The organism is Legionella pelazae, assembly GCF_052527395.1.
The window spans coordinates 234979-257996 of the sequence record NZ_JBNVZS010000002.1; the positions used below are offsets into that span (position 1 = coordinate 234979).

Consider the following 23018-nt stretch of genomic DNA (forward strand, 5'->3'; position numbering starts at 1 on the left):
AACCTAAACGTTTATCACAGTAAATTGGAATAACTAATTAAGTCAAGTTTAACATTAAGAAGGGATTTATTTTTGGCAACCTAAGCTATTTTAATCTGAGGTACGTAAAATGCTTAAGCATTTTAGGAGCACGTATGTTTAACAACCTAAAAGAGGTTTTATTCTTTTAGGTTGAACTTAATATTACTGTTTAAATTCTCGGCTAAGTTGGATAGCCATTTCTAAAGATTGTTCATAATTGAGTCTAGGATCAACTAAGCTATGATAAGCTTGTTTTAGATCATCCTTATTTAAACCTCGTGCACCGCCTATACATTCAGTAACATTCTCACCTGTAAGTTCAAAATGTACGCCGCCTAAATAGCTCGACATTTCATGATGAATATTTAATGCTTGCTGTAGCTCAAACAGTATTTTATCAAAATGACGGGTCTTAATGCCCTCAGGCGTTGTTTCTGTATTTCCATGCATAGGATCACAAGACCAAGTTACTGGAATTTTTGTGCTTTTCACTTCTTCAATAAGTGGTGGCAAGAGTCTATTAATGTCTTTGGCACCTAGACGAGTAATAAGAACAACCCGTCCTTCTTCGTGTTTTGGATTTACAATTTTTAAAACTTCGTTAAGCCAATCGCCTGTAGCAGCAGGACCTACTTTAATTCCAATGGGATTTTCCACACCTCGTAAAAATTCAAGATGGGCACTATCTAGTTGTGCCGTGCGCATGCCTATCCAAGGAAAATGAGTAGATAAATTATACCAGCCATCTTCAAGTCGTCTTGTTAAGGCTTGCTCATAATGCAAATGTAAGGCTTCATGAGAAGTATAAAAATCTACTTTATTAATACTGCTACTACGAATACCATCAATTGCTTCTAAAAATTCTAAAGAGTCAGCAATCGATTTTACAATCTCATGGTATTCATTGGCTTGAGGTGAATGCTCTACAAAACTTAAATCCCATTGTTGTGGATGATTTAAGTCAGCAAACCCACCACTGACTAGTGCCCGAATGAAATTAAGTGTCATCGCAGCACAACTATAGCCTTGTAACATAAGCTTGGGGTTGGGAATACGAGATTGCGCATCAAATTGCTGAGAATTAACCAGATCGCCACGATAGCTTGGTAATGTAATGCCATTTATTGTTTCAAAATCAGAAGATCGAGGCTTGGCATATTGTCCTGCAATACGGCCAACTCGGATAATAGGCTTACGCATACCGTAGAGTAAAATTAGGCTCATCTGTAGCATAATTTTTAATTTATTGCTAATAATTTCAGCACGACAATCATTAAATGACTCAGCGCAGTCGCCGCCCTGTAAAATAAAAGCTTCACCACGACCTGCCAAAGCAAGTGCTTTTTTTAAATTTCTAATCTCACCGCCTGTTACAAGGGGAGGTAAGACAGATAACTGCTCAACAACACGTGCAACTTGCGCTGGATCAGGATAAGTAGCTGCCTGATTATACGAAAATTTTTGCCACGAAATTGGCGACCATGCACTCATAGAAAAACCTTTTTGCCTAGTCTGATGGCTAAGTATGCGATAAATGATTATATGCTGCAAGTAAGGGCAGAAAAAGTAACCTTAAGCTAATTTTGAGCGTTATAACTTTTTATAAAGATGTTTGAATCTAATAATTTTGTGCTAAATACACTAATTAATATAAAAAACTTTTATTAAAGACTTGAATTTTTTACACTTACCCCAATTTAGCTGTCAAGTAATTGGGGAGGTTTTTAATGAATGACAATACCACGAAAGATTGGAAAAAATTTAAAGAAAATAATGAACGTCTAGATGAAGAGCTAGAGAATGAGGAGTCAACTGAGGAGGACACTGAAGAGAAAGAGGAAGTTCAAGCGGATAGTGCATTAGGCCATCCTAGTTATACTGCTTTAGAAGAGCAGCTGACGTTGGCAGAGCAGAAAGCACATGAAAACTGGGAAAAAGCCGTTCGAGCTGTGGCCGAGCTTGAGAATTACAGGCGGCGAGCTGAGCGAGATGTTGCTAATGCACATCGTTATGGATTAGAAAAATTTATTACATCGCTACTTCCTGTATTAGATAGCCTTGAACAAGCATTGCAAGTAGCTGAAAAAGAAAAGCAGAAGGGCATGCTGGAAGGCTTACAGCTTACTCTAAAGCTTTTCTTAGACGTATTGAATAAATATGAAGTAACACCAATTGATCCCCTTGGGGAAGTGTTTAACCCACAAGAACATGAAGCGATGTCTATTCAAGAAGCGCCTGACGCAGCGCCGAATAGTGTATTAACGGTGTTTCAAAAAGGTTATAAATTAAGCGATAGAGTAATTCGACCAGCGCGCGTTATTGTGGCAAAAAATAAATCGTAATGAAAAGATTAATGATGACTTGAAATTGTTAAATTTTACCCCATATGTGGATCATTGCAGTTTAAACTTCTTACTTGGAGCAGAATAAATATGGCAAAAATTATTGGAATTGACCTAGGAACAACCAACTCTTGCGTAGCAATAATGGAGGGGGATAAGCCGCGCGTCATAGAGAATGCAGAAGGTTTGCGCACCACACCTTCTATTGTTGCCTTTACAGATAATGATGAGATTTTAGTAGGACAATCAGCGAAGCGCCAAGCCGTAACTAATCCTGAAAACACTATTTTTGCAGCTAAGCGTCTAATTGGCCGGCGTTTTGACGATCCTATCGTACAAAAAGATATTAAGATGGTACCTTACAAGATTATTAGGGCAGATAATGGCGATGCTTGGATTAGAGTAAAAGGCCAAGACAAAGCACCTCCACAAATTTCTGCTGAAGTATTGCGTAAGATGAAAAAAACAGCAGAAGATTACCTCGGCGAAGAGGTTAAAGAAGCTGTCATTACGGTACCTGCTTACTTTAATGATTCACAAAGACAAGCTACGAAGGATGCTGGACGTATTGCTGGTCTTGAAGTTAAACGTATTATTAATGAGCCTACGGCAGCAGCACTTGCTTATGGAATGGATAAAAAACGAGGCGATGCAACAATTGCTGTTTATGATTTAGGTGGTGGAACATTTGATATTTCAATTATTGAAATTGCTGAAGTAGATGGCGAACACCAATTCGAAGTATTAGCTACTAATGGTGATACTTTCTTAGGTGGAGAAGACTTTGACTTAGCGCTAATTGAATACCTAGCTGCTGAATTTAAAAAAGATACAGGTATTGATTTACATACTGATCCGCTTGCTCTACAACGCCTTAAAGAGGCAGCTGAAAAGGCTAAAATTGAATTATCATCATCACAACAAACTGATGTCAATTTACCCTATATTACAGCAGATGCTTCAGGTCCAAAACACATGAACATCAAGCTAACTCGAGCTAAGCTTGAATCCTTAGTAGAGAAATTAGTAGAGCGTACTATTGAGCCTTGCAGAACTGCATTAAAAGATGCAGGACTTAATGTTTCTCAAATTAATGAAGTTATCTTAGTAGGTGGTCAAACAAGGATGCCTTTAGTACAAAAAACAGTACAAGAAATCTTTGGTAAAGAGCCACGTAAAGATGTGAATCCTGATGAAGCTGTAGCAGTCGGCGCGGCTATTCAAGCGGCAGTATTGTCTGGTGATGTAAAAGATATTCTCTTATTAGACGTGACGCCATTATCATTAGGTATTGAGACACTTGGTGGGGTAATGACTAAACTTATTGAGAAAAATACTACTATTCCTACTAAGGCAACTCAAGTATTCTCTACCGCTGAGGATCGTCAGACAGCTGTGACTGTTCATGTGTTACAAGGTGAGCGCGATCAAGCATCAGCTAATAAATCATTAGGCCGCTTTGATTTAACTGATATTCCGCCAGCACCACGTGGTGTTCCGCAAATTGAGGTGACTTTTGATATTGACGCTAACGGTATTCTTAATGTATCAGCTAAAGATAAAGCGACTGGTAAAGCGCAATCAATTGTTATTAAAGCATCAAGTGGCTTAAGTGAAGAAGAAATTAATACTATGGTTAAAGATGCGCAAGCTCATGCTGAAGAAGATAAGAAATTTAAGGAAATAGCTGCCTTACGTAACCAAGCTGACAGCTTAATTCATAGCAGTGAAAAATCACTGGGTGATTTAGCAAATGAATTATCTGAAGATGAGAAACGAGGCATTGAAACAGCCATTGCTGAACTTAAAGAAGCCGTTAAAGGTGATGATAAAGCTAAAATAGAAGATAAGATGAAAGTCTTAACTGATGCCTCTGGAAAAATGGCTGAACGTATCTATGCTAAGAAATCAGCTGAAGGGCAAGCTGGTGGAGCTAGTGAGCCTCAACCTGATCAAACAGCACACACTGAACAAGCATCTAAAGATGACAGTGGTGTTGTTGATGCTGAGTTTGAAGAAGTCCAGGATGATAAGAAATAATTTAGTTGCGTAAAAATTACTTAACAAGTGGCTAGCTTAAAGATGAAATGGGCCTTTAGTAGGAGAAGATAATAAGATATTAATTCCATCTAAGGGATCATTTTTATCTAGGTTTAAGCTTAAAGTGCTTGATTTAATAAATTAATATCGGTGAGGAGTGTGCAACACTCCTTTGTATTTTTACTGTTTAAATAAATGCAGTCATTAAATTGGTGTAAAATATGGACCAGCGGGATTATTATGAAGTACTTGGCGTTAATCGGAACGCTGATGATAATGAAATAAAAAAAGCCTATCGCAAATTAGCGATGAAGTTTCATCCTGATCGTAATCCCACTAATCAAGACGCTGAAGAGAAATTCAAAGAAATTCAAAATGCCTATGCTATTTTATCTGACCCACAAAAAAGGGCTATGTATGATCAATACGGTCATGCTGGAGTAAATTCAGGCGCAGGTGCCGGTGGTTTTGGCTTTGGTGGATTTGGTGATGTATTTGAGGATATTTTTGAAAACATTTTCTCCGGCGGCCGTTCTCGACAATCCAGGGCTCATCGAGGTGCTGATTTACAATTTAATGTGCAATTAACTTTAGAAGAAGCAGCTGTAGGTAAACAAATAGAAATTACAGTTCCGCGGCATAAAACCTGTCAAACCTGTAGTGGCTCAGGCGCTAAGCCTGGCTCTTCTCCTAAAAATTGTGAAACCTGTAATGGTATAGGGCAAGTACGTATTCAACAAGGGTTTTTCTCAATTCAACAAACATGTCCAAGTTGTCATGGTGAAGGTAGGGTAATTACTGAACCATGCACTAATTGCCATGGTCAAGGGCGTGTACGGGAAAGCAAAAAACTTACAGTAAAGATCCCTGCCGGTGTTGATAATGGCGATCGAGTCCGCTTAAGTGGTGAAGGAGAGGCAGGTATTCATGGCGGTTCTCCGGGCGATTTATATGTACAAATAAATATTAAACCCCATAGGATCTTTGAGCGTCATGAAAATGATCTTCATTGTGAGGTTCCAATTAGTTTTGCTACAGCAGCCTTAGGCGGTACTATTGAAGTGCCTACTTTAGAAGGTCGTGTAACTTTAAAAATTCCTGCAGAAACACAAACCGGTAAGGTATTTCGCCTGCGTGGAAAGGGTATGAAATCAGTTAGGGGACATGCACCAGGTGATTTATTGTGTAGAGTTGCCGTAGAAACACCTGTCAATTTATCTCGAGAGCAAAAAGAATTACTAGCTAAATTACAGGAATCTTTAGAGAGTAGTAAGAAAACTCACTCACCAAAGTCAAGTACGTGGTTTGACGGTGTAAAAAAATTTTTTGAGGATATGAAATTTTAAGTCTTTAAAGATAATTAATTCTGCTAATTTAAATTCATTAAAATTATAAACTTTTACTCTTTAAAGGGAGAGGTTTATAATATTATACCTCTCACCGTTGAAGGTACTGGATTTTACTTTTTCTTTCTGCCTCTAGCCGATTTTAAAAAACTTGCAATAGAATCACTATTGCGCGTTTTTTAAAACCGCCTAGAAACAAAAATTAAGTTGTAAAAAAACCAGTCTCTTCAAAGGTAAGAGGTATATACTTAATAACCTATCATTCGGTATAATATGCAATCCTTAGTGATTTAAATTTTGATTGTCTCGATATAAGGTTTTTTCTCATGGTTTATAAACCCGCAATTTTAGCGCTTGCTGATGGTACGGTAGTAGAAGGTATTTCAGTTGGTGCCAATGGTGATTGTGTGGGTGAGCTGGTATTTAATACCGCCATGACAGGATATCAAGAAATGCTCACCGATCCCTCCTATGCTAAACAAATTGTTATGTTAACAACTGCACATATTGGTAATACAGGGTGTAATGATGAGGATATGGAAGCATCAAGAATATGGGCAGCTGGACTTGTAATGCGTAATTATTCACCTTTGGCAAGTAATTATCGCTCTAATCAAACATTGTCTGACTGGCTTAAAAAAAATAATATTGTTGCTATCTCGGGGGTAGATACGCGGCAATTAACAACGATTATTCGTGAAAAGGGGGCACTTGGTTGTTGTATTAGTACAAAGGTGGATAAACCAGAATTAGCTTTAGCTAAAGCGGAGTCGTTTGCTGGATTAAATGGTATAGATTTAGCTTCTGAAGTTTCACGGCAGACAATTGAGCGTTGGGATCAGGGCCGCAGTGAGTGGGGCGAGGCTTCAAAACCATTAAAATATCACGTGGTTGCTTATGATTTTGGTGTAAAACACAATATACTACGAATTCTTTATGATAAGGGCTGTTATGTCACGCTTATACCAGCTCAAACAAGTGCTGAAGAAGTTTTAGCTCTAAATCCAGACGGGATTTTTTTATCTAATGGCCCAGGCGATCCTGAGGCTTGTACCTATGCTATTGAAGCAACTAAAAAATTTTTACAAACCGAAATTCCAATTTTTGGTATTTGTTTAGGGTTTCAAATTTTAGCGTTAGCAAGTGACGCAAAGTCGGTCAAGATGAAGTTTGGGCATCATGGCGCTAATCATCCTGTTGTAGAAACATGCGAACCTAAACGAGTATTTATTACCAGTCAAAATCATAGTTTTACGATTGATGAAACCACCTTATCTAATAACTGGGAAGTCACTCACCGTTCTTTATTTGATCAAACTTTACAAGGTATTAAACATAAATTGAAACCTGTTCTGGGATTTCAAGGCCATCCTGAAGCGAGTCCAGGCCCACATGAAATAGAAGTTATTTTTGATCAATTTATAACGATGATGCACAATGCTAATAAGTCAAGAGGAATAAAGTGAACGAATTTCATGTCTTTACTTCAGAATCTGTTTCTGAAGGTCACCCTGATAAAATTGCTGATCAAATTTCTGATGCTATTTTAGACTCTATTCTTAAAGAAGATCCTAGAGCTCGGGTTGCTTGTGAAACTCTAGTAAAAACTGGCATGGTTATGATAGGCGGGGAGATTACCACCTCTGCTTGGGTTGATGTTGAAGAAATTACGCGTAGCGTAGTAAAAGATATTGGCTACAATAGCTCAGAAATGGGTTTCGATTGGGCTTCTTGTGCTGTTTTATCAGCAATTGGCAAACAATCGCCTGATATTTCACAAGGAGTAGATAATCCCGAGACTAAAATTTTAGGTGCAGGTGATCAAGGTTTAATGTTTGGATATGCGAGTCGAGAAACTGATGTATTCATGCCTGCGCCTATTGCTTATGCTCATCGTTTAATGGAAAGGCAAGCCTATCTTCGAAAATCGCAAAAATTACCTTGGCTTAGGCCTGATGCTAAATGCCAATTAACATTACATTATGAAGGGGGAAAACCTGTAGCAATAGATACAATTGTTTTCTCAACTCAGCATGATCCTGATATTCAGTATGCTGATTTAGTAGAAGCGGTTCATGAAGAAATTATTAAAACCGTGCTGCCAAGTCATTGGTTAACAAACAATACACGCTATTTTATTAACCCAACTGGCCGTTTTGTTATTGGTGGGCCTTTAGGTGATTGTGGTTTAACCGGTAGAAAAATTATCGTAGATACTTATGGTGGTATGGCCAGACATGGGGGCGGTTGCTTTTCAGGTAAAGATCCCTCTAAGGTAGATCGCTCTGCCGCTTATGCTGCAAGACATGTTGCAAAAAATATTGTTGCAGCTGAGATTGCAGAAAAATGTGAAATTCAAGTATCCTATGCAATTGGCGTGGCTGAACCCACTTCAATCAGTATTAATACCTTTGGAACAGGTAAATTACCTAATCAAGATATTATTAACCTAATTAATAAGCACTTTGACTTAACGCCACAAGGTATCATTGACGAACATGATTTATTGCGTCCTATTTATCGACAAACTGCAACTTATGGCCACTATGGTCGTGCTAATTTTCCTTGGGAGCGATTAGATAAAGTAGATGTACTCAAACAAGCTTTATAGCCGTCACTTTAAGTTAAATAGATAATTTTGGATAAAAATATAAATATTTAGTAAAGGTATATATTAATTTATAGAAACGCCATTTTAGACTATCTGCTAAATTAGAAGTAACCTAAAAATTAATTACGTTTATATACTGCATCTAATAAAGGATAATTTATGAATACAACCACTGTTGCTGCTAGTAAAACCTTTAATGACTTTAAGGTGGCAGATATTTCTCTCGCTGAATGGGGCCGTAAAGAAATTGCGATTGCTGAAACAGAAATGCCAGGGCTAATGGCATTACGAGAAGAATTTGCAGCAGAGCAACCCTTAAAAGGTGCACGTATTGCGGGCTGTTTACATATGACTATTCAAACAGCAGTGTTAATCGAAACATTAGTTGCTTTAGGTGCTGAGGTACGTTGGTCTTCTTGTAATATTTTTTCTACTCAAGATCATGCCGCTGCGGCCATTGCTGCAGCAGGTATTCCTGTTTTTGCCTGGAAAGGAGAAACTGAAGGGGAATATTGGTGGTGTATTGAGCAGACAATCTTAGCTAAAAATGGTTGGCAGCCCAATATGATATTGGACGATGGGGGCGATCTAACCTTTGTAATTCATGATAAGTATCCTGAATTACTGGATAATATTCGCGGTATTTCAGAAGAAACAACCACAGGTGTCGCTAGACTATATGATATGGCTAGAAAGGGTTTATTAAAAACCCCAGCTATTAATGTAAATAATTCAGTAACCAAATCAAAGTTTGATAATCTTTATGGTTGTAGGGAATCACTGCTAGATGGTTTAAAGCGTGCTACTGATGTTATGGTTGCTGGAAAAGTAGCCCTTGTTTTAGGTTATGGCGATGTTGGCAAAGGCTGTGCGCAAGCACTACGTGGCCAAGGCGCGACAGTTTTAATTGCCGAGATAGATCCTATCTGTGCTCTACAGGCAGCTATGGAAGGCTATCGGGTTGTGACTTTAGATGATGTTGCAGAGCAGGTAGACATTGTTGTTACCGCTACGGGGAACTATCATGTTGTAACCCATGAGCACATGCTACGGATGCGTAATCAAGCGATAGTATGTAATATTGGCCATTTTGATTCTGAAATTGATATTCAAAGTTTGCGGCAATACCATTGGGAAAATATTAAACCTCAGGTCGATCATGTTATTTTTCCCGATGGTAAGCGTATCATTATACTTGCTGAAGGGCGCTTAGTGAATTTAGGTTGCGCAACGGGTCATCCAAGTTTTGTAATGTCTACTTCATTTACCAATCAAGTTTTAGCACAAATTGAATTGTATAAAAATGGGCATGATTATGCGCATGAAGTCTATACTTTGCCAAAGCATTTAGATGAGAAAGTAGCTCACTTACATTTAAAACGAATTGGTGTTAAGTTAACCCAATTAACTCAGCAGCAAGCCGACTATATTGGTGTAAATGTTAGAGGGCCTTATAAGCCAGACCATTACCGATATTAATACAGCTATAAATTTATTGATAGTTAACTACGGAAAGCCATAACATGCTGAGTTTTATTGATTTTATTCTTCATATAGATACGTATTTAATAAATTTTACTTCTGCCTATGGCGCTTGGACTTATTTAGCTTTGTTTGTGGTTATTTTTTGTGAAACGGGGTTAATTATTACTCCGTTTTTGCCAGGTGATTCTTTACTATTTGTCGTGGGAAGTTTTGCAGCTTATCCAGCTAGTCCACTTAATATACTTTTTCTCTTCTTATTATTAAGTAGTGCTTCTATTTTAGGAAACCAAGTTAATTATTTAGCGGGAAGGTTCATTGGGCCACGTGTCTTTACTACAAAAGATTCTTGGCTTTTTAATAAAAAGCATCTTGAGCGGGCGCATCAATTCTATGAGCGAAATGGTGGAAAAACGATTTTTCTGGCTCGTTTTTTACCTATTGTTCGCACTTTTGTTCCTTTTATTGCCGGCGTAAGTTATATGCGCTCAGTACAATTTTCTTATTATAATATCTTAAGTGCAGTAGTTTGGGTGGGAAGCTTATTATTTTTTGGCTATTTTTTTGGCAGTATTCCAATTATCAAAGAAAATTTTCCGATTGTTATTTATGGCATAATTATTCTTTCGTGTTTGCCGCCCGTGGTCACATTCCTAGTTGCCCAAAATAAAAAATAATTAGGACTTACGAAAAACTAATCTTTGTTAAAAAATATTTTTAACTTGGTTATTTATTTAGTTTATCTAAACTTCTTCATTCAAACATTTTCTGCCTCGACCTTAGGCTTTCGTAAGTCCTGATAGTAATTAAGGCTAACAAATTTTCTTAAATTCAAAAACTTAAACAAACACTATTTATATAAAAGGTTCAACGTCTTTAGCTTCCAAATAGCGAATAGACGTTAGAATATATTTTTTCTTTTACGGCGAACTTAGGTTAAATTAAGCTAGAATTAATAATAAGTGTAAAATTTACGCTATTCAATTATATAAATTATCTTTAATTATCGTTTATCCACAGAACTAAATTTAAGTTAATACAGACTATTTTAAGGCAAATTTTATATTTAAATAATTTTACAATGGCCATGCATAGTTTAATTAATCTAAGGTATAAACTATGAAAAATGTAAGTAAACCAAGCTCCGTAACTTCTACAGAAAATAAATATATTGATTTATTAAGTGTTGATGAATTTAAGCTTAAAAATAGTAAGACAAAATTTCAGGCAAAACAGGTCCTTAATAATTGCAGCCACACTGTCTTTATTGGTTTATTAACTAAAGACGGTATTTTTACTTATGTCAATAAGCTTGCTTTCAATTTAATTGGTATGAAAGCCGAAGAAGTGTTAGATAAGCCTTTACCTAATATCCCTTGCTGGTCATCTTCTATTGTTACTCGTAAGCTTCTGCATAAAGCTATTAAATTAGCTGCAAAGGGAGACTCAATCCATTTTGAAATTTATATTCGAGATAAAGATGGCGAGATGCGTATTACCGATTTTTTCTTACATCCTCTATTTAATTCCGCAGGGGAGGTAAGCTATTTAATTCCTGCTATTGAAGATATTACTGCCCGACATCATCTAGAGTCAAATTTACAATTAACGCAATTTGCGGTTGATCATGCTGATGACGCTATAATACAAATTGGTGCTGATGGTAAAGTTAAGTATGCTAATAAATCTGCTTGCCGACATTTAGGATATTCACATGAGCAGTTAATTGGCATGTCGATTGGAGAGTTTGATGTTAATAGTAGAGAAATTGATTGGGTATTGCAATGGAATAATTTAAAGGCCCAAGGTTCTAAGCGTAGTGAATCTGTACATTGTCATTCAGACGGGCGAAAAATACCTGTCGAAATTTCTGCAACTTATTTTGAATATCATGGTGAAGGTTACTGTTTTCTCTATATAAAAGATATTAGCGAACAAAAGGCAGATGCTAAACGAATTGAGTATTTAACGCACTATGATCATATGACACGTTTACCTAATCGTCTGTTATTTACTGAGCGTCTAAATGAAGCAATTAATATTGCTGCAAAGAATAAGACTAAAATAGTCATATTTTGTCTAGGGCTTGATAGATTTAAATTAGTTAATGATACGTTAGGTAATTCCAGTGGTGATGAAGTCTTGCAAATCACAGCTAATCGTTTAATTTCAGTCGTACGTGATATGGATACAGTTGCCCGTATTGGAGGCGATGAATTTGCTATTCTTTTAAAAAAAAGTCCACAAGGTAATGAAGATATTATACGCACTGCTCAGCGTATTTTAGACGTTTTTAACCAGCCCTATTTAATTAATAGGCAAGAAATTTATATTATGTGTAGTATTGGCATTGCAACTTATCCTAAAGGGGGTAGAGATGCTGATGAAATTTTAAAGAATGCAAGTGCAGCGCTACAACACGCAAAAAAACAAGGTGGCAATAACTATTGTGTTTATACATCAAACTCTTGTAATCGAGATCCGGCTCGCTGGTATTGGGAGGCCGATTTAAGGAACGCTTTAAAAAACAACCAGTTTGAGATTTATTATCAACCTCGAGTTGATTCTAATACCGGTCGAATATTTGGCGCTGAGGCATTATTAAGGTGGCGCCATCCTTCTAAGGGCTTAATTTTACCGGATCAATTTATCCATATTGCAGAGGAAACAGGTTTAATATTGCCAATTGGAGATTGGGTATTACGGAATGCTATTAAACAGCGTAAAATTTGGGCTGAACAAGGTATTTCTTTAGCAAGATTGGGTATTAACCTTTCAGCTCGCCAATTTCGGCAAAGAAATTTAGCTCAAAAGATACAAGCTATTTTTGAAGAAATCAAACTTAATCCAGATCTTATAGAGTTAGAATTAACTGAAAGTTTAATTATGCAAGATGTGGCGCAAGCAATTCAAATTATGAATGAATTCAAACAACTTGGGGTTCATATTGCGCTAGATGACTTTGGAACAGGTTATTCAAGCCTAAGTTATTTGCGTTACTTTCCTATTGATACTTTAAAAATTGATCGTTCTTTTGTTAATGAAATTACCTTTGATAAAAATAGTGTAGCTATTGCTGAGGCCATTATTATCATGGCACATCGTTTAAATCTAACTGTCATTGCAGAAGGTGTAGAAACGTTTGAGCAGCTTATGGTTTTGCGTCAGGGTGGTTGTGATCAAATACAAGGCTTTCATTTTTCAAAAGCGTTACCGCCTGAAGAAATGACCATGTTATTGGTTAGCGAAGTATCCGTAAAAAACTGGGGTGAAGCTTATACATATCGCCACTAAAGGTTTAAGTCATCCCGGCAATGATAAGCTATTATATAAGTAATCTAAAAAGTTTAATATAAAAGTATTCTTCAAACTTAATAAAGAGGAATTTACTATGAAATGGATTATTCTTGCCAATACAAACCAATGTCGTATCTATTATTATGATAAAAAAAGCGATATTCGTCTTTATAAAGAAATTAGCCATCCTGAAAATAAATTAAAAAACCAGGATCTAGATGCTGACAAACCCGGGCGCTACTTTATTGATGGCGGCTCAGGTCGAGGCGCTTTTGAAGAAAAAAATAGTAGTATTGAATATAATATCGACCGCTTTGCCCATGAAATCGCTCAAGAATTAGAACAGGCTGATAATCATAATCAGTATGAAGCAGTGAAGCTGGTTATGCCAGCACAATTATATGGGCTCGTTCATCAATATTTATCGAATAAAATTCAAAATAAAGTTAAACAAGTTATTCAAAAAAATATAATGAATTTGCCTGAACATGAACTTGCTGACTACTTAAAAAAGGTTGCCTAAAAGCAGATTAGCTATTTTTTCTTTTATAAGGTACGTATACTGGTTCCCAGATATGACTCTTTATGCGTGCCTCAATCTCATCATCACTCATGGGTTTTGCTAAATTATCTCTTACAGCTTCTTTAGCTACTGCTAAAGCTACTTGATAAGAAACTTCTCTAACTTGGGTTAAGGGAGGTAATAAATTTGCTTCAGGATCTTTTTGAGCTGGCGAACAATTGGCAAGTGCTTTTGCTGCTACCATAAACATTTTATCTGTTACATAGTGTGCTTGCACAGATATTAAGCCTAAACCCATGCCTGGAAAAATATAAACATTGTTAGTCTGATCGACTCGAAATAATTTGCCATTTTTAACAATATTACCAAAGGGACTACCTGTTCCGATGACTGCTCGGCTCTCCGTCCAAAGCATTACATCAGAGGGGGTCGCTTCACTATGGGTAACAGGGTTAGAGAGAGGGAGAATAATAGGTTGCTTAACATGAGATGCCATTTCTTTAACGATCTCTTCTGTAAATAATCCTGGCTGACCTGATACACCAACTAAGGCATGCGGATGTAAATTTTTAATAACATCTAAAAGGCTAATAGCATTTTTATTTTCCAGTTTCCAGTTAGCGATCATTGCCTTTGTTTGTGTTAGCTTTCGCTGAAAAGGTAATAAATCCTTCATTTCATCTAATAATAAGCCATTTCTATCAACCATAAAAATACGCTTACGCGCTTCTTTTTCAGATAAGCCGTCTTCGATCATAGCATGGATAATCAATTCTGCTATGCCACAACCTGCAGTGCCTGCTCCTAAAATAGCTATGCGCTGTTCACGCAATGGAATGCGAGTAACTTGTACAGCAGATAAAAGGGTTCCTGTTGCAATAGCAGCAGTTCCTTGTACATCATCGTTGAAGGTACAAAGTTTATTTCGATACTTGTCTAACAAACGAGTAGCGTTTTGGAGTGCAAAATCTTCCCACTGCAATAAGATATGCGGAAAGCGCTTTTTTATAGCGCGGATAAATGCATCAATAAAATCATCATATTCTTGACCGCGGATGCGCTCATGTCGCCAACCAATATATAAGGGATCATTAATGAGCTCGGGGTTGTTTGTACCAGTATCAAGTAACACAGGTAAAGTTGCTCTTGGGTGAATCCCAGAGCAAGCGCAGTAGAGAGCAAGCTTACCAATGGGAATGCCCATTCCACCTGCACCCTGATCTCCCAATCCTAAGATACGTTCGCCATCTGAAACAACAATAGCTTTAACACAATCAAAACGAGGATTTGCTAAAATCTGATCAATACGTTCCTTATAGGGGTACGCAATGAAAATTCCTCGGGGGCGACGATAAATATGACTAAAAGATTGACAGGCTTCGCCTACAACTGGCGTATAAACGATAGGCATAATTTCTGTAATATGTTCAATAAGTAAACTGTAATAAAGGTTTTCATTGGAATCTTGTAAATCGCGTAAATAGATATATTTTTCAAGTTCTGTTTTTCTATTACGAAAAGCTTCATAAGAACGTGCCCGTTGCTGTTCGATAGTACTTACCTCAGGAGGAAGTAAACCAAATAAGTTAAATTCTTCACGTTCTTCATTAGTAAACGCAGAGCCTTTATTTAGAAGAGGATTTAAAATGAGATTAAAGTCTGTAACGCTGATTTCCTCTACATTTTTTTTATGTACTTTATGCTTCATTACAGCCTCCTGGCTATTTCTAGAACATTTAAAGAAATATAATAGAATTTATAGTACAAAAATTTGACAAAATCACGTGCTTTACTATAATTAAAGTGTAGATCAGTTAAAGGCTTTTATGTCTTTGATTTGATCTTAAAGAGACCACCTTAAGGGTGGTTTCTGCATTTATGGGGACACCATATTAGTAAATTAAACTACATTATGTTGTTTTTTGAGCAACTACCCTAAAATTTATCTGAACTTCATCCTTAACAGTGCTTACATCAGACCAATCACCTTGTCCGATTCCAAATAGAGTTCGCTTAATAGTGGTATTTCCTTCAACAACAGTGTAATCCCTATTATTTTTATCTGCTGTAAAGGTTAGAGTTGTAGGTAGCGTTCTATTCCGAATAGTTAGTAATCCATCTGCTGTATAAGTATTTTTATTAATTTTATTAAAATGAGTCGCTTTAAAATTTGCTATAGGAAATTTTTTAACATCAAGCCAATCAGCTGATAGCAGCATTGTAATTAAGTCGCGATAAGAAGCACTTAAGGAAGCTATATCGATATTTATATTAATTCGACTAGATGCATATTGTTCAGCATCAGCTATTATCTCACCATCAAATCGCTTAAATTGGCCAGATACAGGCGCATTATTTTGAATCGCGGTAAAAGTTATGCTGCTTTGATCAGGCAAAATTTCCCATTTAGGTAAATCATCAGCAAAAAGCAGGAGAGAGAAAAAAGCTAAGCTAATTAAGCTAATACTTCTTAACAATTTTAATAGCCAATTCATGGCAGCATTCTCCGTATTGTATCATCTTTATCATAAAAATGATGTTTTAGAGCAGCAAACAAATGCAAAACAATAAGTGCAATTAAAATGTTAGATAGAATTTCATGGGTTTCGGCAAAAAAGTCACGCCAGTAATCATTAGGTGCAATTAAGTTTGGAAGCGTAAATAAACCAAAAAAGGAAACAGGAAAGCCTGCTGCAGATGACATAAGCCAACCCGTAAGAGGCATTGCGAACATCAGAATATAAAGTAGCCAATGTACAGTTAAAGCAGCGTTCCTCTCCCAGCGGGGTATTGTTAATTGTGGCGTGATGTTTACAAATCGCCATAGAACTCTAAGGGTAACTAACGTTAAAACGACGATACCAAATGTCTTATGTAGACCATATAATCTTAATTTTTCAGGGCTTGTGTTTAAGGAAGTCATGTATAATCCGACACAAAGCATAGTAATAACAATAATAGCTAAAAGCCAATGCAAGATAACAGCAATTAGGCCATAACGAGAACTAGTATTTTTTATATGCATGATTATCCCTTATAATTAGCTTGATTATCTTGATATGCTTCAGCGCCAATTTCTATCTTTACGTCATCTCCTAGGGCATCTTGTAAATTAGTCATACCAAAATCAGAGCGTTTAATTGTCGTTGTGGCTGAAAATCCTGCAGTCATTCTTTCTTTCATGGGATGTTTACCAATTTTATTTAAAACAACCTCTAATGTAACTGGTTTAGTGATGCCATGTAGTGTTAATATGCCATGTACTTTAGCTATATTTTTACCAATAATATCAATTTGCTTACTTGAAAAGGTAGCTACCGGATATCGTGCTGTGTCAAAGAACAGTTTTTCCCGTAAGTGCTTATCAAGCTCAGGAATACCTGTAATAACATTATCAAGATGAATACTAGCAGTCACTTTACTATTTTGTGGATTTTTAGGATCGAGCATAATTTCACCATTAGCAAACCATTTACCTGTTTGATAAGAAAATCCTAAATGTTTAATAGACCATTGAACATACGTATGTTGATTATCAAGAATCCATTTTTCGGCAGCAGATACTGAAAGGGTAGTAAAAATAAATAGTAGCCCAATAAAACGCTTTAAAAAAATAAGCATAACTAACTCCAAAGTTATTAGACTTTTTACAAAGTTCTCCAGCAACACTACCTTAGCAAGGTGATACTAAATTGTCATTTACTTTATTATCACTTAAAGATTTGCGCTTATAGCTTAATACTTAGCTTGCAACAAGTTTACAAGAATTATATTTCTTTAATCTCTTTTAAAGACAATTTATTAGACCCACTCTAACCATAACTTCCTTTAACTAGCAAGTAGAAAAATTATCGTAATTTATATTTTACAAATAGGGGATAACACAGCTAATATAAAAAATGAATCACACAAGATGTACGGAGGATTCGTATAACTTTTCCTTTAACACAAGGAGTTACATATGTCTTTACTAGGATGGGCACTACTATTTTTAATAATTGCCATTATTGCAGGCGCTTTTGGCTTTAGAGGAGCTGCCTCAGCAGCGTCAGGTATCGCTAAGATACTCTTCTTTATATTTATCGTTATATTCCTAATTTTCTTAGTTATGGGATTATTAGGTGGGGGTACGCCAACGGTGGCTACGCCTTAAATTTAATGAAATAGCCGCGTTATAGCGGCTATATTACGGCACATAAGGGCTCTCAGGGTTTATCTCTGAGGTAGTCAATTTAATTTTTGTTGGCTTGGCATAAATACCGTGTTTAAGAATGCCTGTTTCTCCTTTTTCAGTGAAGGTATCATCGATTTTAACTGAAGGGCCAGGAATTAGAGGTAAAGGCTCTGTTTCGTTATATGAGGCACGTTTTTCATTAAGTTTATCGAGCTCTTCTTGGACTTGTTTAAGCTTATACTCTGTAACGCCCATTCTTTCTAAGCGTTCCACTTGACTTTCTTGTCTATCTAACAACTCGCGATAGCGATTATTACTCTGTTCCAACTGCTCTTTTACTTCACGCAATTCTTTTTCTAGTTCTTGTACTTTATTATTAATAAGAAGAGCATTTTGCTCGCTATTGTCGATTATGGTTGCAATTTTCTTTTGAAAAACTTCGCGTTGATTATTATCTTCAATTACTGCGCCTGATAGAGTTTTAACGGTACTTTGTAGAGTTATAGCTACATCTTTAGCTTTTTTCACTTCTGATTCCATAGACATTCTAACGTAAGCAAGTTCGGCTACTTTTTCATTAAGCTGCTCTCGACTTTTCTCGTAATCTTTCCTAACTTGTAATAATTCAATCTCATTTTTCTTTAGCAACTCTTTACTTTCTAAGGCTGTTTGTCTAAGTCGCTCTGCTTCTTGCTCTAATTTTTCTTGGGTTTCGCGTAATAATTTTTCAGTGGCGACAAAAACCTCTACTTGATTACTTAAGGTTTCTAATCTGTCATTAAGTAGAGCAACATTATCAGCTAGTTTCTCATTTTGCTCTTTAAATTTTTTAAGTTCTTGGGAAAGTTCTAAGCGAATTTTATCTAATGCTGAAATAGTGATGGCTAATATGTCAGCTAAACTAAAAATTCCTTTTTTTAATTCCTCAGTTATATTTTTATTGTAACTGTGGTGATCATCAAGAATAATACTTCCAGTTGTATAAACAGCTACTGTTGCACCACTTAAGGCCAATAATGCCCCTAATTGAGCTGCAATACCTGCAGCAAGGGTAGGTACAGTTAATACTGCTCCGCCAACTAATTTTTGCCAGAGTGATAATCCTCCCCAGTAGTCTGCTGCCTTAGTAACTAAGCTTTTATTTCTTGACAGAATGTCAATAATTTCAGAAAGGTTCTTTTTTATTTGCGCAAGATGTTCTTGTGTTAAAGCTATTTTTTGCAGATTATCTTGCTCATTTATATACGATTCACGGATAACTACCTCAGACAGTGGTCTTTCAGAGAGCTCTGTTCCACCAACAAGATCTTCTTCTTTAGTTCCCATGACAACTCCTTGTTGTATTTTTTTCCTTTGAAACTTATTTATAAGCATAAAATTGAATAGAGTGCAAGGAAAAATTCATCTTGCTTAAATTTAATAAAATGGCCTCCTGTAAACATAGATGTTGAAGATTTAAGACAAAATTAAATTATTATATTTCTTTAATCATAGTTAATCTTCAACAATTTAGATCAAGTTTTGATTAATTTCAGTAAAATTAGATCGTGTGAGGTTGTATCCAACCAAAACTGAATGCTAAAAATAGAAAAATAAATAAAGCAAGAGATAAGCCAATACGCCACGTTAAAGCTTTAACAGTTCGCTTTGTTTTTCCTTCATCGCGTACTAAGAAAATCAAACTGCTACCTAATGCAGCTAAAATGATAAACATGATACTAATAATAAAAATTTTGGTGAACATTTGTTATACTCCCCGATTTATTACAACGCTTTATTTGTTAATTATCTAATAAGATGTCGAGAATTACTTATTTAGATGGTTTTAACATTAGATTTCTTTGGAAACTCTACTGCAAGGGCCAATTTGCCGGCCGCGGCAGTGCTCGAATCCTCATGTACTCGATGTACACTGCGGTTCTGCGCGCTGGCGCAACCTGCAACTTGACTCCTTGCAGCGAGTTTCGAAAGAAGTCTATTTATTCGCTTAGGAAAAAGAATGGCCAGTTTAACTTGTTTTCATCGTCGTTTCACCTTTAATTGGCTAATGACTTTAGGTGTTGTTCTCTTAAGTTCATTTTTTATTTATTTAGGGTTATGGCAGTTAAAACGTGCTGAAGAGAAAAAGACAATGCTAATGGCGGAGAAGCATTTATCAGCAGAAGCGCCTATTCGATGGCAAACTAATATTAAACCTAAGCAATACCAACAAATTATTGTCCAAGGTCAATATCTTGATCAAACTTTGTTATTAGATAATCAGCATCATCAGCATCAATTTGGCTACGATGTACTGACACCACTGCTACTTTCTGATGGTAAAATTGTTTTAATTGATCGAGGCTGGATTAAAGGTGATTTAGACAGACACAAGCTTCCAACAATTACTTTTCCACATAAGTCATTGCAATTACTAGGTCAAGTTTATTATCCTTCTCCCAAAAATTGGGTTCTAGGCCAGACTTTAGAAGAAAAGAGACCTAATTTAGCTGTTATAGAGCAAATAGATCCTGCAGCAATTAGCCAACTTTTGCATAAATCTGTTTATCCATTTATCATTCGTCTAAATAAATTGGCAGAGGATGGCTATATCCGTGATTGGGCAATTATTTCTATGCCTCCTACACGGCATAAAGCTTATGCGTTACAGTGGTTTGCTATGGCATTGGTTATTTGGTTGATTTTTATTGGGTTAAATTTAAAGAAGACTAATGAGTAAAATACGAAAGAATAATTATATTACCTTGCTAATTCTTGCATTAATTTTTATTTTTCCAGGAGCCGCAGCTTATTTATTTTATACTCACCCACAGTGGTTACAGGGGCAACCTATTAATAAAGGAGAATTGTTAAATCCACCTGAGCTTTTAGAGGATATTCATGAACAACCCAAGTGGCGTTTAATTTTATGGGTGCCCCATGACTGTAAGAAAAAATGCTTGATTCAGATTGATAAATTAGCTCGCGTTCGCTTGGCTTTAGGTAGACGTCTCTTAAATGTAGATGAATTAATTATGATGAATAATCAAAATCGATTTCCAAGTTCGCTTAATGATCGTCTACGTGAGCAAGATATTCATTTATTGTTAATTTCGCAGGCGCAACAAGATAAGCAGAAAATACTGGATAAGCACATGCGTATCTTTATCGCTAATCCAAATAATTACTTGGTTTTAGTTTATAAACCAACCACAAAACCTGAAGATATCTTTCATGATATTCAAAAGTTGTTGCATGCAAATGAAAAAGGTAATTAATGTTTAAAAATAATTCTAAATTAGAGCTCTATATTGTAACCATAGCGGTAGTGCTTGCATTAATGGTTGTTATGTTAGGCGCTTATACACGTTTAACAAATGCAGGTCTTGGCTGTCCAGATTGGCCAGGTTGCTATGGTCATTTAGTGTTACCAAGTGCTAAGCAGGAATTAACTAAAGCTCAATTACAATATCCAGAGATGCCTATTGAATCTAATAAAGCTTGGACAGAAATGGTGCATCGCTATGCTGCAGGTTTGTTAGCTCTATTTATTTTTACCATTGGATTTTATAATTTGCGATTATTATACAAAGATAGAGCGCAAGCAAAGCTCTTACCTATCATTCTTATGCTACTTGTTTTATTTCAAGCAGCTTTAGGTATGTGGACTGTTACGTTAAAGTTATTACCTATTGTTGTAATGGCTCACTTGTTAGGCGGGATATTAATTTTTTCTTTACTTTTACGTTTAAGAATACAATTAAGTCATCCTCCTACTTCTTCTCAACAATTACTGTTATGGCACTTTTGGATTAGTTTAGGCGTTGGATTAATTTTCTGCCAAATCGCTTTAGGTGGTTGGGTAAGCGCAAATTATGCAGGTATTGCCTGTATAGGTTTTCCACAATGTAATGGCCAGTGGTTGCCGCCACTGCATTTGGCTGAAGGTTTTTATTTATTTTCACCAGTCGGCGCTAATTATCAAGGTGGTTTATTAGAAAATGAAGTAAGAATTACAATTCAATTTATTCATAGGCTAGGCGCACTTATCGTTGCAATCTATATGATATCTTTAGCTGCTTTAATCTTATGGCAGGTAAAAGATAAAGCGATGCGAGCGCTTGCAGCCCTAATTATTTTATTAATCTTTATACAAATTACTTTAGGCGCCTTAAATGTGATTTACTTATTGCCCTTAAGTATTGCTGTTGCGCATAATGGCATTGCTGCATTATTATTAGCGACCTCATTATCTATGTTCTACTTTACTCAAAGGAGGATTAAGTAATGCCTTCTAGTGAGTCAACTTTATCACCTATTGTATGGCGTGATTATCTAGAATTATGCAAACCACGCGTGGTTGCTTTAATGCTCTTAACTGTAGTAGTAGGGATGTTCCTTGCTGTACCTGGCTGGGTACCCTTAGCAACATTGTTTGCTACTTTATTAGGTGTAGGCTGTTGTGCTGGTAGTGCTGCTGCTATTAATCATTTAGTAGATAAACGTATTGATGCGCTAATGCAACGTACCAGCAAAAGGCCGGTTGCACAAGGGAGAGTATCCGTTAAACAAGCATGTTATTTTGCTTTAGCATTAGGTGCGGCCGGACTCTTTATTCTAGTTGCTTTTGTTAACTTACTAACCGCAGTCATGACTTTTATTACTTTAATAGGTTATGCTGGAATTTACACAGGGTATCTTAAACGAGCAACGCCACAAAACATTGTTATTGGTGGATTAGCAGGTGCGGCTCCTCCTTTACTTGGCTGGACAGCAATAACCAATCAACTTGATCCACAAGCTCTCTTACTTGTGTTAATTATTTTTACCTGGACTCCGCCTCATTTTTGGGCACTAGCAATCTATCGTCTTAAAGAGTATAAACATGCAGCTATTCCTATGTTGCCAGTAACTCATGGCGTAGCGTTTACCAAATTAAATATCTTGTTATACACTATCTTACTTCTAACAGTAAGCGTGTTGCCATTTATAGTAGGTATGAGTGGCGGTTTATATTTAATTGGTGCACTTTTATTAGGGGGACGTTTTCTATATTGGGCAATTTTTCTTTATTTAAAAGAGGAGCCTATTATTGCCATGCGTACCTTTCGCTTTTCTATTATCTATCTAATGATGTTATTTATTTTTTTATTACTTGATCACTATACAGTTTAGCGTTGAATAGAAAATAAAATGATAGGTA

Annotated in this window: 21 protein-coding genes; 14 read left to right on the forward strand and 7 right to left on the reverse strand. The window is 36.2% G+C overall.

The features are described from left to right. Nucleotides 1–183: 183 nt before the first annotated feature. Complete coding sequence (locus ACQUW5_RS03420) at nt 184–1512, reverse strand: 3-deoxy-7-phosphoheptulonate synthase class II (protein ID WP_444989810.1); 1329 nt, start codon at nt 1510–1512, stop codon at nt 184–186. Between the two features lie 236 nt (nt 1513–1748). On the opposite strand from ACQUW5_RS03420, the gene grpE reads away from it, so the two are divergent. The 9 genes from grpE (at nt 1749) to ACQUW5_RS03465 (ending at nt 13662) form a co-directional block, all read left to right on the forward strand. After that, entirely contained in the window at nt 1749–2363 is a 615-nt protein-coding gene (grpE, locus tag ACQUW5_RS03425; protein ID WP_444989811.1) for a nucleotide exchange factor GrpE, read from the forward strand. 90 nt (nt 2364–2453) lie between these two features. Then, entirely contained in the window at nt 2454–4403 is a 1950-nt protein-coding gene (dnaK, locus tag ACQUW5_RS03430) for a molecular chaperone DnaK (RefSeq protein ID WP_444989812.1), read from the forward strand. A gap of 221 nt (nt 4404–4624) precedes the next feature. After that, nucleotides 4625–5749, forward strand: coding sequence for a molecular chaperone DnaJ (dnaJ, locus tag ACQUW5_RS03435; RefSeq protein WP_444989813.1), 1125 nt, complete (start codon nt 4625–4627; stop codon nt 5747–5749). Between the two features lie 326 nt (nt 5750–6075). Beyond that, the gene (gene carA, locus ACQUW5_RS03440) at nt 6076–7215 is read left to right on the forward strand and encodes a glutamine-hydrolyzing carbamoyl-phosphate synthase small subunit (RefSeq protein ID WP_444989814.1); all 1140 of its coding nucleotides are present in this window, start codon (nt 6076–6078) and stop codon (nt 7213–7215) included. Continuing rightward, nucleotides 7212–8360, forward strand: coding sequence for a methionine adenosyltransferase (gene metK / locus ACQUW5_RS03445; RefSeq protein ID WP_444989815.1), 1149 nt, complete (start codon nt 7212–7214; stop codon nt 8358–8360). The genes carA and metK overlap by 4 nt, the downstream gene beginning before the upstream one ends. A gap of 159 nt (nt 8361–8519) precedes the next feature. Continuing rightward, the gene (gene ahcY / locus ACQUW5_RS03450; protein WP_444989816.1) at nt 8520–9839 is read left to right on the forward strand and encodes an adenosylhomocysteinase; all 1320 of its coding nucleotides are present in this window, start codon (nt 8520–8522) and stop codon (nt 9837–9839) included. A gap of 44 nt (nt 9840–9883) precedes the next feature. Next, on the forward strand, nt 9884–10519 hold the full coding sequence (locus tag ACQUW5_RS03455; RefSeq protein ID WP_444989817.1) for a DedA family protein: 636 nt from the start codon (nt 9884–9886) through the stop codon (nt 10517–10519). 442 nt (nt 10520–10961) lie between these two features. Then, a complete protein-coding gene (locus ACQUW5_RS03460) occupies nt 10962–13136 on the forward strand; it encodes a sensor domain-containing protein (protein WP_444989818.1) in 2175 nt (724 codons plus the stop codon). Between the two features lie 97 nt (nt 13137–13233). Beyond that, the gene (locus ACQUW5_RS03465; protein ID WP_444989819.1) at nt 13234–13662 is read left to right on the forward strand and encodes a host attachment protein; all 429 of its coding nucleotides are present in this window, start codon (nt 13234–13236) and stop codon (nt 13660–13662) included. 7 nt (nt 13663–13669) lie between these two features. Here the strand turns inward: ACQUW5_RS03465 and ACQUW5_RS03470 are convergent, their stop codons facing one another. The 4 genes from ACQUW5_RS03470 to ACQUW5_RS03485 form a co-directional block, all read right to left on the reverse strand. After that, nucleotides 13670–15370 (reverse strand): NAD-dependent malic enzyme, encoded by a 1701-nt coding sequence (locus ACQUW5_RS03470; RefSeq protein WP_444989820.1) that lies wholly within the window; start codon nt 15368–15370, stop codon nt 13670–13672. Nucleotides 15371–15572: 202 nt separating this feature from the next. Beyond that, nucleotides 15573–16157 carry a YceI family protein gene (locus ACQUW5_RS03475; protein ID WP_444989821.1) on the reverse strand — a complete coding sequence of 195 codons (585 nt, stop codon included), beginning with the start codon at nt 16155–16157 and terminating at the stop codon, nt 15573–15575. After that, the gene (locus ACQUW5_RS03480; protein ID WP_444989822.1) at nt 16154–16687 is read right to left on the reverse strand and encodes a cytochrome b; all 534 of its coding nucleotides are present in this window, start codon (nt 16685–16687) and stop codon (nt 16154–16156) included. Before ACQUW5_RS03480 ends, ACQUW5_RS03475 begins: the two co-directional genes overlap by 4 nt. Nucleotides 16688–16689: 2 nt before the next feature. Continuing rightward, nucleotides 16690–17283 (reverse strand): YceI family protein, encoded by a 594-nt coding sequence (locus tag ACQUW5_RS03485; protein WP_444989823.1) that lies wholly within the window; start codon nt 17281–17283, stop codon nt 16690–16692. Nucleotides 17284–17623: 340 nt separating this feature from the next. On the opposite strand from ACQUW5_RS03485, the gene ACQUW5_RS03490 reads away from it, so the two are divergent. Beyond that, nucleotides 17624–17815: a DUF1328 family protein gene (locus tag ACQUW5_RS03490; RefSeq protein WP_444989824.1), complete on the forward strand. Its 192-nt coding sequence runs from the start codon at nt 17624–17626 to the stop codon at nt 17813–17815. A 33-nt stretch (nt 17816–17848) separates the two neighbouring features. Here ACQUW5_RS03490 and ACQUW5_RS03495 read toward each other — a convergent pair whose 3' ends face one another. Together ACQUW5_RS03495 and ACQUW5_RS03500 are read right to left on the reverse strand one after the other, a co-directional pair. After that, on the reverse strand, nt 17849–19162 hold the full coding sequence (locus ACQUW5_RS03495) for a LegC2/C7 family Dot/Icm T4SS effector (RefSeq protein WP_444989825.1): 1314 nt from the start codon (nt 19160–19162) through the stop codon (nt 17849–17851). A 214-nt stretch (nt 19163–19376) separates the two neighbouring features. Beyond that, the gene (locus ACQUW5_RS03500; protein ID WP_444989826.1) at nt 19377–19580 is read right to left on the reverse strand and encodes a twin transmembrane helix small protein; all 204 of its coding nucleotides are present in this window, start codon (nt 19578–19580) and stop codon (nt 19377–19379) included. Nucleotides 19581–19835: 255 nt separating this feature from the next. On the opposite strand from ACQUW5_RS03500, the gene ACQUW5_RS03505 reads away from it, so the two are divergent. The 4 genes from ACQUW5_RS03505 to cyoE are packed head-to-tail and all read left to right on the forward strand — an operon-like array spanning nt 19836 to nt 22990. Next, nucleotides 19836–20555: an SURF1 family protein gene (locus ACQUW5_RS03505; RefSeq protein WP_444989827.1), complete on the forward strand. Its 720-nt coding sequence runs from the start codon at nt 19836–19838 to the stop codon at nt 20553–20555. Then, nucleotides 20548–21093: a redox-active disulfide-containing membrane protein gene (locus ACQUW5_RS03510; RefSeq protein ID WP_444989828.1), complete on the forward strand. Its 546-nt coding sequence runs from the start codon at nt 20548–20550 to the stop codon at nt 21091–21093. The genes ACQUW5_RS03505 and ACQUW5_RS03510 overlap by 8 nt, the downstream gene beginning before the upstream one ends. After that, nucleotides 21093–22103 (forward strand): COX15/CtaA family protein, encoded by a 1011-nt coding sequence (locus ACQUW5_RS03515; RefSeq protein WP_444989829.1) that lies wholly within the window; start codon nt 21093–21095, stop codon nt 22101–22103. Before ACQUW5_RS03510 ends, ACQUW5_RS03515 begins: the two co-directional genes overlap by 1 nt. Further along, complete coding sequence (cyoE, locus tag ACQUW5_RS03520; RefSeq protein WP_444989830.1) at nt 22103–22990, forward strand: heme o synthase; 888 nt, start codon at nt 22103–22105, stop codon at nt 22988–22990. Before ACQUW5_RS03515 ends, cyoE begins: the two co-directional genes overlap by 1 nt. Nucleotides 22991–23018 lie beyond the last annotated feature (28 nt).